Raw genomic sequence first — 13,021 nt, forward strand, 5'->3', positions numbered from 1 at the left:
GAACACCTGCCCCGCGACAGGGTCGAAACCGGCGTCGATGCTCTCGCCGTTCAGGATATCGGCCCCGGCCCCGCCATGGAGGATATCGGCGCCATCGCCGCCCAGGATCGTGTCCTGCCCGCCGGACCCGGACAGGGTATTCATGGCGGCGTTGCCGACGATCAGGTCATCGCCCGATCCGGCAAGGTAATTCTCCAGCACCGTGCCGCGCGCGACCGCGACATTGCCGGTGCCGCCATTGATATCCCAGAAGCTGCCGCCATTGAGGTTGACAGACTGGTCATAGGTATCGGTGCTGAAATTGACCGTATCGATGCCGCCCTGGTCGTAGAGGGTCATCACGACCGCGCCGCCGCCGTAATAGTTGTTGGGGTCGTGGCCCTCGAAGACGGCCGCGGCCAGGGTGCCCAGATAGCCGCCGACGGTTGACCCGACACCATAGACCGTATTGCCCGCCGTCTGCGAACTGCCGCCCGGCGCGCCGTAGAGAGTCTGGATCGCGATGATATCGGCCATCATGGCGGTGACGGGCTGGCCATAGCTGGCATTCACGGTGGTGTTCTCGGTCTGCGAGAAATAGGACATGACCGATAGCTGGTAGCTGTCATTGGCGAAGGTTTCGTCCACACCATAGGTGGCCGAGCCGTTGTAATCGCCCTGATGGCCGAGCCCGAGCGCGTGGCCAAGCTCATGCACATAGGTCGAGAAGGCATAATCGTCGATCTGGGTGCCGTAATTGGCCAGCCAGTTCGTGGAGACATTCACGAATGCCGATTGCGTCACCCCGCCGATTGCCGAATAGCTGGCATAGGCCCCCGATTGCTCATCGTCGAAAGTGATCTGAGCGCTGCCCGAGACTTCCGTGAAACTGATGTCGGCGACGGCCTCCCAGGCCTCCATCGCCCATCTGGCCAGGCGCTGGCCCGCCGCGGTCAGGCCGGTGAGATCGACGGTGATCGTGTTGCTGGTCGAGGTGTCGAAGGCATGGCGGCTGCCGCCACTGTTGGCCCAATAACCATCGGTCAGGTAATTGGCCAGCTCGTCCAGCGTGCCGACCGGGGCGGGCTGCGGCGGCGCGACGGTGTTCACCGTCACCTGATAGGTTCCGGTTCCGTTATCGGCATAGGCCCGGGCGCTGATGTAATAGGTGCCGGTGGTCGCCGGCGTGAAGGTCAGCTGCGAATCGAACCCGGGGCCGCCATCGTCATTGAAGGCGACCTGTGTGCCGCAGGCATCATAGAGGCGCAGATAGGGATCGCCGAGTTCGCCCGCGCCGCCGGTGCCGAAAAGGTCGATCTCGTAGGTTTCGCCCGCACTCAGCGTGATCGCCACTCAGCCATCGTCGCCCAGGGTCTCCAGGCTGCCCGAAAACACATCCCCCACCGTCATCACATTGGTGGTGCCGGTCCCCGCGGGCGAGGTCGGATTCTCGGCTACATTCGCATAGGTCGGAACAGGCATCGGCTGTGGGCCGAGCGTTTCATAGCTGCAGTCGGACTCGAAGGGGCGGAAGGCGGCGCAGATCGTACACATGTAGCAAGGAACCTTAGAGTGGCAGGGTATCGGGACGGGACCTTAGGGAAGGTTTGCGGCCTCAGTGAGGCAGCGGGCGAAGAACGCGTACTGGGCCGGTCCGGGCGGGGCGTCGAGGAAGCCTACCTCGACCGAGGGCCCGCGCATGGCACCGCCCGTGCCCTGCCATTGCAGATGCGCGGTGACGTGATCGGGGCCGAGGCGCTCGATGATCAGGGTCATGTGCCGCGCCGGATCGAATGTCGGCAAGCCCGGCGCGGACTGGATGGCGGCGCAAAGCCCGTCAAGATGGGCCTCGCCGCCCGGTAGCAGGCCGTCGGGGCGCATCTCGCAGTCAATCCGAGGATCGGACCCGGAGGCCATGCCGGTCCCTCCAACCAGTTGCGCCAGCCCCAGGCAGATCAGTCCCAATGCCAGCAGCCTGCCCAAACGCTTCATACCCGCTACTCTCACTGCGCGGACCGCCGCCGCATTTTTCTCGAAAGACGGTGCCGGTGCCGGTGTCACCATCCGGGGCGCGGATAGCATATTGCGCTGTCCGAAAACAGCGCGTTGTCGGCGTCGGCGACAATTTGCATATGTAGCATGTTTGCCTTGTGCCCCAAGCGAAGAACGCGCTACCTTGCCGCGAGGCAGGTTCAGCAAGACCCGTATTTCGAGCGGTCACGCCCGAAAGCTTCCCGGGACGTCTTCGGGAGGTGGGGTTCTTTGTGACGGTTGTGATTTTGAGGGGCGGGCGCGCACGCGGAATGCTGAAATTCATCAAATCCCTGACGCGCCGCCAGAAGCGAAACGTGCTGCTTCTGCTCGATCTGATGCTGGTGCCGCTGGCGATGATCGCTGCTTTCGGCACCCAGGCCGATCCGCTGACGCCGGTGGAAACGCTGAGCCTGCTGTTTCCGATCCTGCCCTACATGATCGTGATTGCCGCGGGCCTGGCCGTCGCGCTGCGCATCCCGCAGACCCAGCTCAACGCCTATGAGGGGCGCGCTGTGACCAGGACCGGGGTGTTCTCGGTTCACCTGAGTTTTGCGCTGGCGCTTCTGGCCTGGGCATTCGGGCTGGCGGTGCCGCCCGGCATCCTGGTGATCTTCGGGGCCGCGTTCTTCCTGTTCTCCTATGCCAGCCGGATGCTGCTGCTCTGGATCGTTACCGCGATCTATAAGCGCGAGATCCCGCGCCGCCGGGTGCTGATCTACGGGGCCGGCACCACCGGGACGCAGCTGGCCGCGGCGCTGCGCAGCCATGAGGGTATCGATCTGGTCGCCTTCGTCGATGACAACACGGCACTGCAAGGTGTGCAGATCGCCGGGTTGCCAGTCTATACGCCAGCCCGCATCGCCCAGATCGCCGAGGAGAAGCGTATCAGCCGGGTGCTGCTGGCGATCCCGTCGCTCAGCCAGCCAAGACAGGCACAGATCGTACGGCGATTGCAGGCGATGGGGCTGGAGGTGCAGAGCTTGCCCTCCTTCGCGCAGCTCATCGGCGAGGAGCCGCTGGTCGAGAAACTGACCCCGGTGAAGCCCGCGCATTTCCTCGGCCGGGTGCAGGCCGTCGCTTTGCTTGGCGAGGATTGCGCCAGCTATGCGGGTCGGGTGGTACTGATTTCGGGGGCCGGCGGGTCGATCGGCTCGGAACTGGCGCGCCAGGTGCTGGCTTGCCGTCCAGCAAAGCTGCTGCTTTACGAACTGAGCGAGCTGGCACTCTACCATATCGAAATGGAACTGCGCCAGCAGGCCGAGGATGGCCATGTCGACCTGGTGCCGATCCTGGGCTCGATCACCGATCCGCGCCAGGTACGTCAGGTGCTGGTCGAGCATGGTGTGCAGGTGGTGATCCATGCCGCCGCCTATAAACATGTGCCGCTGGTCGAGGCCAATCCGCTCTCGGGGCTGACCAACAACGTGCTCGGTACCCAGACCCTTGCGCGCGAGGCCGCCGAGGCGCGGGTTGAACGTTTCATCCTGGTCTCGTCGGACAAGGCGGTGCGCCCGGTCTCGGTGATGGGTGCGTCGAAACGGTTGGCTGAACTGGTGGTCCAGGACTTGGCGGCGCGTTCCGACGGCACCATCTTCACCATGGTCCGTTTCGGCAATGTGCTCGGCTCCTCGGGGTCGGTGGTGCCGCTCTTCCAGGATCAGGTCAGCCGCGGTGGCCCGGTCACCGTGACCCATCCGGATGTCATGCGCTATTTCATGACCGTGCGCGAGGCGGTGCACCTGGTGCTGCGCGCCGGTGCCATGGCCTCGGGCGGCGAGGTCTTCGTGCTGGATATGGGCAAGGAGGTCGCGATCATGGACCTGGCCCGCCAGGTCATCGAAAGCGCCGGTTACACGGTGCGCAACGCGGCCAATCCCGACGGCGATATCGAGATCGAGATCAGCGGCCTCCGGCCCGGCGAAAAGCTGCGCGAGGAACTGACGCTGAGCGGCGAACGCCTGGTTACCGACCACCCCAAGATCTTCTGCGCCCGCGAGGCGCACCTGTCCGAGATCGAGGTCGCCTCGGCCCTGCGCGGCCTGCGTGAGGCGATTGCCGCGGGCAGTCCGGACGCGGCCCGCGCCGTGGTCGACCGCTGGATCGAAACCGGCCGGGACAACACCCCGGATCTGGAGCAGAGCGGCGGCTGAGCGCGACCCCGCGACCGGCCACGTCACTGGCCCCGTGACTGGTCCTGTCACCGGAATGACGCTTTTTCACAAAACCGGCGATGGGGCCGCTTGATAAGGGCAAGAGCCCCGTGATCTAAAGGCCGCGATATCATGAGGGGCGCGGGCGTGCACAGGACATCAGGACAGGGCGGCAGGGCACGGCGCGCGATCCTTCCGGGCGTGGTCGCGGGCCTGACCCTGCTGGCCCCCACGATGCCGGTGCCTGCCGACACGCTCACCGGCTACCGCCCGCCCGCGCCGCGCACGACGCTGAATTTCTACGGCAGCCCCGGCCTGATCGACATGCCCTCGGCCGGGGTCATGCCGGATGGCGAGTTCTCCACCACGCTGTCGCATTTTGGCGGCATCACCCGCAACACGCTGAGCTTCCAGATCACCCCGCGCCTGTCGGGCGCGTTCCGCTATTCGGCGACGGAAGGGTTGAACCTGGCGGGCTTCGAGACCTATTTCGACCGCAGCTTCGACATCCGCTACCAGGTCCTGCAACAGCGCGAGGGCGGCTGGTGGCCCTCGGTCGCGGTCGGGTTGCAGGATTTCGTCGGCACCGGGATCTATGCCGGCGAATATATCGTGGCCAGCCGCAGCGTTAGTGACACGCTGACCGTGACCGGCGGCGTCGGCTGGGGCCGGCTTGGCAGCTACAACGCCTTCGGCTCGCCGTTTTCCGAGACCCGGCCCAGTTTCGTGGCCGGCGATACCGGCGGCGAGTTCTCCGCCGATCAGTGGTTCCGCGGCCCGGCGGCATTTTTCGGCGGCGTCGAATGGCAGCCCACCGACCGGTTGGGCTTCACTGTGGAATATTCCTCGGATGCCTATGTGACCGAGACCGGGCAGGGCGTGTTCGAGCGCCGGAGCCCCTGGAATTTCGGCGTTGATTACCAGGTCAACCGCTCGCTGCGGATGGGTGCCTATTACATGTATGGCTCCGAGGTGGGGGTGAATTTCGCCTTCTCCTTCAACCCGGCCCGCCCGGCCGTGCCGCCAAGCTTCGAGCCCACCCCCGCGCCCTTCGCGCAGCGCCCCGATCGCGGCGAGGCGCCCGAGTTGTGGTCCACCGACTGGGTCGCCGATCCGGCCGCGCGCCCCGGCCTCGGCGAGAGGCTGGCCGAGGGGCTGTCCGCCGAGGGCCAGGAATTGCAGGCCTTCGACCTTGGCGCGAACACGGTCGAGATCCGGATCGAGAACAATCGCTATACCGCCGTCGCGCAGGCTTTGGGCCGCTCGGCGCGCGTCATGGCCGAGGTGCTGCCGCCCTCGGTCGAGACCTTCCGCATCACGCTGATGGATGACGGGCTGCCGGTTTCGACCATGATCATCCGGCGCTCGGATCTCGAGGCGCTGGAGCAGGAACCCGATGCCGTGGGCGCGTTGCAGACCCTGGTCGGCCTCACCGCCGCCACGCCGACCGAGGAGGAAGACCTGGTCGCGGGGCTCTATCCCCGGTTCGACTGGTCGCTGCGCCCCTACACGCGGGCCAGCTATTTCGACCCCGACAACCCGATCCTGATGAACCTGGGGGTGCGGCTGCGCGGTTCGTACGAATTCCGCCCCGGCTGGCGGGTCGATGGCGCGCTGACCTACCGGCTGGTGGGCAACCTCGACCAGGCACGGGTCTCGCCCTCGGCGCTGCCCGATGTGCGCACCAGTGGGGCCCGCTACGAACAAAACGACGGCATCGCGCTGGAGACGCTGACGCTGAGCCATGCCCGCCCCTTGGGCAATGATTTCTACGGCCGGGTGACGGTGGGTTACCTGGAACGCATGTATGGCGGCATCTCGGCCGAGGTTCTGTGGCGCCCGGTGACCAGCCGCCTGGCCCTGGGGGCCGAGGTCAATTACGTCATGCAGCGCGATTACGATCTGGGGCTCGGCTTTCGCGACTACGATGTCGTGATGGGCCATGTCTCGGCCTATTACGACATGTCGAACGGCTATCACCTGCAACTGGATGTCGGGCGCTACCTGGCCGGCGACTGGGGCGCGACCATCGCCATCGACCGCGAGTTCGCCAATGGCTGGAGCGTCGGCGCCTTCATGACGCTGACCGATGTCTCGGCCGAGGAATTCGGCGAGGGCTCCTTCGACAAGGGTATCCGCTTCTCGATTCCGGTTTCCTGGTTCACCGGCCAGCCGAGTCGGCGCGCCGTCGGCACCACGATCCGGCCCGTCACCCGCGATGGCGGGGCGCGGGTGCATGTGCCCGACCGGCTCTATGACCGGGTGCGCGAGGGCCATCTGGGTAATATCGACGATCAATGGGCACGGGTATGGCGATGAAACCTCTCCTTGCCTGTCTCGCCTGCCTGGTGCTGGCCTCTTGCGGAGCGCTCGGTGGCGGCCAGGGCGACAATGCCAGCACCGCGGCGCAGGCCCTGAACATGCTGCGCGGCGGGCTGTTCAACCGCGGCGATGATGCCGCCCCGCCACAGTTCACCGCCACCCGTGCTTCGCTGCGCGAGGCGGGAATCACCGGGCCGGTGCTGGTCGCCCGCATCGAGACGCTCGGCATTTCGGCGGGGCTCTTGCAATATCAGGAGGTGCGCGGGGCAACCGTCTGGCGCAGCCTGGATGGCGATACGATCACCACCGCGGGCGGGCTTCTGCGCAACACCCGCGGCTTCGGCACCGATCTGCACAGCCTGGAAACCGCGCCGCTGGCCCAAGCCCTGGCCGAGGGTGGCGAGACGGAATATTCCCGTCTTTTCCGTGGCTTGGACGGGCTGAGCCGGGTCGAGACGCACCGGCTCTATTGCCGGCTGGAACCGCAAACCCGTGAACGCGTTGATGTTCTGGGACGCGGCTATGACACGCAGCGCTACCAGGAGACCTGCAATGCGCAGGACCGCCCCGCGCCGATCTTCGTCAATACCTATTGGCAGGGGGCGGGCGGCACGATCTGGCAATCGCGGCAATGGGCGGGGCCGGTTCTGGGCTATGTGGAGCTTGAAGAGGTGCGGAATTAGGCATGTGACGAACCACATGGCGATTTTTGGCCAAACCCGTCCCTCCTTTGTTGAACTGCCCCCGTGCCCGTGATAAATCCGACGGTGAAATGAATTGGAGACCGGCTCAATGAAACTCTCGAAGACCTTTTTGGCTGTCGCAACGGCAGCAACCTTCGCCGCAACCGCGGCAAGCGCAATCTCTGTCGACCAGTGCAACGAGCTTGGCGGCGCAGTGAACCTGGCCACCGGATCCTGCACGCTGACCGCGGCACAGGCCGAAGCAGGCCGCGCGCTTGGTTACCTGCCCGGCGGCACAACCACCACCACGACCGCTGGTCTGGGTGGCACCAACGTGAACGCTGGCACCATCGCCGCCGCCGCGGGCGGCCTGGCCTTGGCCGTGATCCTGATCGGGGATGACGATTCCTCGGGCTCGACCACCACGACCACCGGCACCGACTAAGCCGCCCCGGAATTCGAAAAGACAGGAAAACAGCCTCCCACGCGGGGGCCGTTTTTCTTTGTGGTGCCCGGTTTGCTGCGGCCAGCGGCGCGGCCGGTCAACTCTCGAAGACCGGGGCCAGCGCCGTCTGCATCGCCTCGAACGCCGCCGCATGGGCCGCGATGCTTTTCTGCGCGCCGTGTTCCATGATCTCGCGCGGGTCCGTCCAGTCCAGCCGGTCGGTCGCTGCCGTCCAGATGCCGCCCGCCTCGCGCAGGATCAGTCCGGCGGCGGCTTCGTCCCAGACCCGCGCCTCGACCGAGGCCACGCCCGCCACCGCGCCGCTGGCGACATGGCACAGATGTAGCGCCTGGCTGCCCAGATTGCGCAGCTTGCCGATCTCGCGCAGGGCGCGATAGGCGTCCGGATTGGCGGCGACGAGCCGGTCCATCAGCCCGCTTGACAGGATGATGAGGCCGGCAGGCGGCCGGGCTGACGCGCGGATCGCCCGCCCGTCCCGCCAGGCCCCGGCCCCGCGAATGGCCGTGTAGGTGCTGCCGGACTGGATATTGACGACCGCCCCGATCCGGGGACCCTGTGCATCGACCAGCGCGCAGGCAATGGCCGAGGGCGGCAGGCCCGACATCAGGTTGAGCGTGCCGTCGATCGGATCGACGATCCAGTAGCGTTCGAGCGGGCCCTCGATGCCGACGGCGCGTTCCTCGCTCAGGACGGCCATGCCGGGCATGACGCTCGCAAGCTCTTGCTCCAGGAAGGTATCGACAGCGCGATCGACATCGGTGACGAAATCCTGATGCGCCTTGCGGTCGGCGGTCTGTGGCGGCGCAGCGCGGGCGACCTCGAGGGCGCGGGCCAGGACCGCCTGCAGGTCGGCCAGAATCTGTGCGTCAGTCATGGTTGCCCCCCGGTCGCGGCCCTGAAATCAATCATCTCCGTGTCGCCCATGCGCACCGTGACCCGGCCCTCGGCGGCAAAGTCCCGGCAAGGCGTGATGCCGCCCGTCGCGACCCATTGGCCGTGCCGGGGATCGTCGCCATGACGCACGGCCAGGGCCAGGAAATCGGCCAGCAATTGCGCCGGGTCGGCCACCAGCGCCTCATAGCCCGCGCGGGCCAGGTCGTGTCCGTCCACGGCCATGTAAAACCGCTCGCAGGACAGGGTATCGGGCAAGGCCCCCTCCTGGACCGGCCCCAGGATCAGCGCGCCTGCCGCGCAGCGATCGGCCACCAGCGCCCGCACGCCCGCCTCGACCAGATTGGCGATCGGCGAGGAGGGCAGTTCCAGCGCCACGCACCAGGCATCATAGCCGGAACCATCCGGCCCGATGCGCAGTGCGATCTCGACCTCGCCCTTCAGCTCGGCCAGGGCAAAGCCCGGCGCTATGGCGGGCCGGTGCAGGATCTCGGATGGCTGGAGAGGGCCGTAATAGAGCTCCTTGACGCCGAAAGCGGCCTTGCTGGTATGGTTGGTGCCGCCCAGTTTCCAGCCCGCCACCTCTGCACCGCCGAGGCTCGTGCGCGACAGGGCATAGGCCTCATCCAGTGTCTCGGGCACCGCCTCGGGGGTCAGGTGGACCGACCCTGTCGGATGCAGGGCCTGCCGCGCATAGAGCAGAGCCGTTGCCATCAGACCAGCGCCCGGGTCTCGTATTCGGCCTTGCCGATGATCAGGTCGATGGCCGAGGTCAGCCAGATCGCGTGCAGGTTCTCGACCACGTTATAGGCGTGGCTCGGCACCCAGAAATTCACGTCCCCGCGCGTCTTCAGCGGGTTGTCCTTATGGCGACCGGTAAAGGTGACCACCTTCAGCCCCATCTCGCGCGCCTTGTCGGCGGCATTGACCACCGAGGGCGAGCCGCCGCTGGTGCTGATCAGGACCACCGCGTCGCCGGGATCAGCATAATGTTCCACCGCCTTGGCGACCCAGTGATCATAGCCGAAATCATTGGCGAAACAGGTCATCAGGTTGGGGTCGTGAAAAGTGATCCCGCGCACGCCGCCCTGCTTGGTGAAATCCACCGCGCCATGTTCCGCGATCGAGGCGCTGGCACCATTGCCCGCGAACATCATCTTGGCACCCGCCGCGCGCACCCCGCGCGCCAGTTCGGCAAACTCGGCGATGGTGTCCTTGACCTGCTGGCTGATCAACAGCGCGCGGTATTGTTCGAAATAGGTGTCGAGAAATGCGTTGTGATCCATTGATCAAATCCTTTGTCTGACTGAAAGATCCGGCCCGCGCCTATTCGGCGGGTTCGGCGTTGAGCCGCGAATAGAGCCGCGGCGAGATATGCCGCTCGGTGGCGTAGATCGCATCGACCAGCCGCATCACCCGAAGCGCGCCCTGCGAATCGCCATCGCCCCTGTTGGGCCGCCCCGAGCGGATCCAGGCGGCAAAGCCCTGCGCCTCGCGGTCCCAGCTTTCGTCGGTCTCGTAGGTCTGGCTGGTTTCCTCGCGCCAGGAGGCGGCGGGTGCCTCTGACCGGTTGCGTGCCACCACCAGTTGTTCGGCCCCATAGGTGTCCGAGCCGGTCTTGAGCCCGTTCAGCACCATGTAGCCGCGTTCCATGAATACCTCGAAGGCGAAGAGGTGACGCCACTGGATCATCGTCGAATGCAGGGACGCGGCGCAGCCGGTCTCGGAATTGCGCAGGTTGACGAAGACATTGTCCTCGATGCCGGGCAGGTTCCAGTAGAGATGCGAGGTCATCGCCTGGACCTCGTCGAAATCGCCGGCCAGGTGCAGGAACAGGTCCAGCATGTGAATGCCCTGGTCGATCAGGATGCCGCCGCCGGCCAGTTCCGGCTTGGCGCGCCAGGTGTCGAAATAGTTCTCGTCCACCGATTTGCCGTAGCGCCCGCGCATCCACAGGATGCGGCCGAATTCATTGCTGTCGACGGTCTCCTTCATCTTCACCGAGGCCCCGTGATGACGGTGGTTGAAGCCATACATCAGCACCTTGCCGGCCTTTGCCTCGACGGCGCGGATCTCCTCGACCCCGGCGGCGGTGAAGGCGGGCGGCTTTTCGCAGAAGACATGCTTGCCGGCCTTCAGGGCGGCGATGGTCATGTCCTTGTTCAGCGAATTGATGCAGCAGATGAAGACGCCGTCGATCTCGGGATCGTTCAGGATGACCTCATGGGTCGGGACAGCCAGATCGGCGGGCGGTTCGTCGCCGGGAAAGCCGTAGATCGCCGTGACCTCGCCCGCCTCGGTGCGCCGCAGCGCGTCATGGCGCGTCTGCCCCATCTTGCCATAGCCGATAATTCCGAATTTCAGCATCAACAGGTCTCCACAGGAAAGGGATTGTTCAAACAGGGTCTCTATGGTTCGTAACTCGGCCCGAAACAACACCCTAAAGGGCAGTTCCGGTCAGTGGGCAGTGCTTTGCCTATCGCGTTTCAGGTTCTGACGGACACAGCGGATCGGGTTTCACGTTCGACCCCGATAGGGGTGAGGCAGAGAAAACCGATTCACCCCGGACCTGAAACGATCTAGAAGCGGCAGGCCGGTCCGCGAGAGGCCGGTGCGACACACACCTGAAAACTCCGGGGGCCCCCATGTCCGCAGCGCGCGTTCTTGTCAGCAACATCATGATGCTCAACGAAAAGGAGCGTTTCGATACCGAGATTCGTGCCCTGGGCCATGAGCCGGTCTGGGTCGCGGTCGATCAGTTTCTGGACGAGGCGCGCTGCCTCGAGCTTGTCGGCGAGATCGACGGCTGGCTGGCGGGCGATGACCGGATCACCCGCCCGGTGCTGCAGGCGGCGTTGCCGCGGCTGAAGGTGATCGCGAAATGGGGCACCGGCACCGACAGTATCGACAAGGCGGCCGCCGCCGATCTGGGCGTGCCGGTGCTGAACTCGCCTGGGGCCTTCGCCGATGCGGTGGCCGAATGCGCGCTTGGCATGATCTTGATGCTGCGCCGCCATCTGGGTTCCATCGACCGGGCGATCCGGGCCGGCGGCTGGCCGAAACCGCAGGGCCAGGAACTGCGCGGCGCGACGCTTGGCCTGATCGGGCATGGCGCCATCGGCAGCCGCATCGGCGATTTTGCCCGCGCCCTCGGCCTGCAGGTGATTTTTCATGACCCCTTTGTCGCGGGCTCGATCGACCCGCTCGATCTGGCCGAACAGGCCGATATCACCTGTCTGGCCTGTGCGCTGACGCCGGAAAACACCCATCTGGTCAATGCCGCGTTTCTGGCTCGGATGCCCGCGCATGCGCTGTTGATCAATGTCGCGCGCGGCCCGGTGGTCGACGAGGCCGCCCTGATCACCGCATTGCAGGAGGGCCGGATCGCGGGCGCGGGCTTGGATGTGTTCGAGACCGAGCCGTTGGCGGCGGACAATCTGCTGAAAACGATGGAGCAGGTCGTGTTGGGCAGTCACAACGCCAATAATGGCCTGCGCGCGGTTGAGGCGGTGCATGCCAATACGTTGAAGAACCTGGTCAGCGTGCTTGGTCGGGGCTCCGGCGCGCAAGCTCCTTGATCAGGTGCCGGAACACGGGATCGGCGACCTTCGGGCGAACCTTCGAGCGCGGTTTGCGGTGCCAGCTACTGAACACGACCTCCAGGGGTGCCCGTCCCCGCCCCCCCTGGACGCGCAGGTAATCGGCATAGGCGCAGAGGACCCGGAAGGCCTCGACATCCGGCACTGCGCCGGTATCGAGCGGGGCTAGCTTGCGGATCACGGGGTCTCCTAGCGCCGCGTCGAGATGCGCCAGATCCGCCCCGGACACGCCGAGCCGGCGACACAGGTCGGGCAGGTCGGTCTCCAGCCGCTCATAGCTGTGGTGCAGGGTGCCAGGCAGCCCCGACAGGACCTGCTGATAGAACAGGTCATTGACCAGAAGTCGCAGCAACATGGTCAGCATGGTATCGAAATTCAGGGTATCGCCGGCCTTGCCCTTCTCGGCCTCCGGGTTCTTCTCCAGCATGGTCTTGTTGTGGGGGCCGATGACCCTGACGAAGGCCGAGGCGTCGGATCCGGTCTTGTTCTTCCGGTTCAGCGCGTTCCAGTTTCCCCTGAGCAGGGTGGACATGCAGATATCGAAATAGTTGCGGGTCAGGTGGATGAAGGTCAGCCCGTTTTCCTGCGCCCTGCGCGCCGCCTTTTGCAGCAGGACAAGATCGTCCTGCTGCAGCGGGTTTTGCGGATGCAGGATGAATTTCGACCCGATCAGGGGCGCACCGGCCCCAAGTGCGGCCAGGCTTTCCAGGAAATCCGGACGGTCCGGATCGAGATGCAGATGCGTGTCGGTTGCCAGTTGAGGCATCTGCCACTTGACCTCGCAATCGGCATGAACACCCGGCAATTCCCCCAGGGAGGTGATCAGATGCGTGGACCCGCATCTGACATTCGACATGAAGAGAAAGGACCGGGTCATGGGCGGGGTGCTTTCATGCT

The 13,021-nt window shown here is 65.5% G+C and carries 13 protein-coding genes; 5 read left to right on the forward strand and 8 right to left on the reverse strand.

Annotation, left to right across the window (positions count from 1 at the left end; all coding sequences use genetic code 11):
- The 3 genes from HNS34_RS17825 to HNS34_RS17835 form a co-directional block, all read right to left on the reverse strand.
- The coding region (locus tag HNS34_RS17825; protein WP_172321453.1) for a M10 family metallopeptidase at positions 1-1,332 on the reverse strand (1,332 nt) is incomplete at its 3' end.
- Complete coding sequence (locus HNS34_RS17830; RefSeq protein ID WP_172321454.1) at positions 1,333-1,533, reverse strand: hypothetical protein; 201 nt, start codon at positions 1,531-1,533, stop codon at positions 1,333-1,335.
- 42 nt (positions 1,534-1,575) lie between these two features.
- On the reverse strand, positions 1,576-1,971 hold the full coding sequence (locus tag HNS34_RS17835) for a hypothetical protein (protein WP_172321455.1): 396 nt from the start codon (positions 1,969-1,971) through the stop codon (positions 1,576-1,578).
- Positions 1,972-2,282: 311 nt separating this feature from the next.
- Between HNS34_RS17835 and HNS34_RS17840 the strand changes: the two genes are divergently transcribed.
- The 4 genes from HNS34_RS17840 (at position 2,283) to HNS34_RS17855 (ending at position 7,613) form a co-directional block, all read left to right on the forward strand.
- On the forward strand, positions 2,283-4,163 hold the full coding sequence (locus HNS34_RS17840; RefSeq protein WP_172321456.1) for a polysaccharide biosynthesis protein: 1,881 nt from the start codon (positions 2,283-2,285) through the stop codon (positions 4,161-4,163).
- A 147-nt stretch (positions 4,164-4,310) separates the two neighbouring features.
- Positions 4,311-6,482 carry a YjbH domain-containing protein gene (locus HNS34_RS17845; protein ID WP_328700570.1) on the forward strand — a complete coding sequence of 724 codons (2,172 nt, stop codon included), beginning with the start codon at positions 4,311-4,313 and terminating at the stop codon, positions 6,480-6,482.
- The gene (locus HNS34_RS17850) at positions 6,479-7,168 is read left to right on the forward strand and encodes a YjbF family lipoprotein (protein WP_172321458.1); all 690 of its coding nucleotides are present in this window, start codon (positions 6,479-6,481) and stop codon (positions 7,166-7,168) included. Before HNS34_RS17845 ends, HNS34_RS17850 begins: the two co-directional genes overlap by 4 nt.
- Positions 7,169-7,277: 109 nt before the next feature.
- Positions 7,278-7,613, forward strand: coding sequence for a hypothetical protein (locus HNS34_RS17855; protein WP_172321459.1), 336 nt, complete (start codon positions 7,278-7,280; stop codon positions 7,611-7,613).
- A 97-nt stretch (positions 7,614-7,710) separates the two neighbouring features.
- Here HNS34_RS17855 and HNS34_RS17860 read toward each other — a convergent pair whose 3' ends face one another.
- Genes HNS34_RS17860 through HNS34_RS17875 form a run of 4 tightly spaced genes read right to left on the reverse strand, consistent with a single transcriptional unit; the run spans position 7,711 to position 10,892 of the window.
- Positions 7,711-8,508: an inositol monophosphatase family protein gene (locus HNS34_RS17860; protein WP_172321460.1), complete on the reverse strand. Its 798-nt coding sequence runs from the start codon at positions 8,506-8,508 to the stop codon at positions 7,711-7,713.
- The gene (locus tag HNS34_RS17865) at positions 8,505-9,239 is read right to left on the reverse strand and encodes a hypothetical protein (RefSeq protein WP_172321461.1); all 735 of its coding nucleotides are present in this window, start codon (positions 9,237-9,239) and stop codon (positions 8,505-8,507) included. The genes HNS34_RS17860 and HNS34_RS17865 overlap by 4 nt, the downstream gene beginning before the upstream one ends.
- Positions 9,239-9,811 carry a D-sedoheptulose-7-phosphate isomerase gene (locus HNS34_RS17870; protein ID WP_172321462.1) on the reverse strand — a complete coding sequence of 191 codons (573 nt, stop codon included), beginning with the start codon at positions 9,809-9,811 and terminating at the stop codon, positions 9,239-9,241. Before HNS34_RS17870 ends, HNS34_RS17865 begins: the two co-directional genes overlap by 1 nt.
- A gap of 40 nt (positions 9,812-9,851) precedes the next feature.
- Positions 9,852-10,892: a Gfo/Idh/MocA family protein gene (locus HNS34_RS17875; protein ID WP_172321463.1), complete on the reverse strand. Its 1,041-nt coding sequence runs from the start codon at positions 10,890-10,892 to the stop codon at positions 9,852-9,854.
- A gap of 278 nt (positions 10,893-11,170) precedes the next feature.
- Between HNS34_RS17875 and HNS34_RS17880 the strand changes: the two genes are divergently transcribed.
- A complete protein-coding gene (locus HNS34_RS17880) occupies positions 11,171-12,103 on the forward strand; it encodes an NAD(P)-dependent oxidoreductase (RefSeq protein ID WP_172321464.1) in 933 nt (310 codons plus the stop codon).
- Here the strand turns inward: HNS34_RS17880 and HNS34_RS17885 are convergent.
- Positions 12,063-13,001, reverse strand: coding sequence for a hypothetical protein (locus tag HNS34_RS17885; RefSeq protein ID WP_172321465.1), 939 nt, complete (start codon positions 12,999-13,001; stop codon positions 12,063-12,065). The genes HNS34_RS17880 and HNS34_RS17885 overlap by 41 nt on opposite strands.
- Positions 13,002-13,021: the final 20 nt, after the last annotated feature.

The organism is Alterinioella nitratireducens (assembly GCF_013155465.1).
GTDB lineage: Bacteria > Pseudomonadota > Alphaproteobacteria > Rhodobacterales > Rhodobacteraceae > Alterinioella > Alterinioella nitratireducens.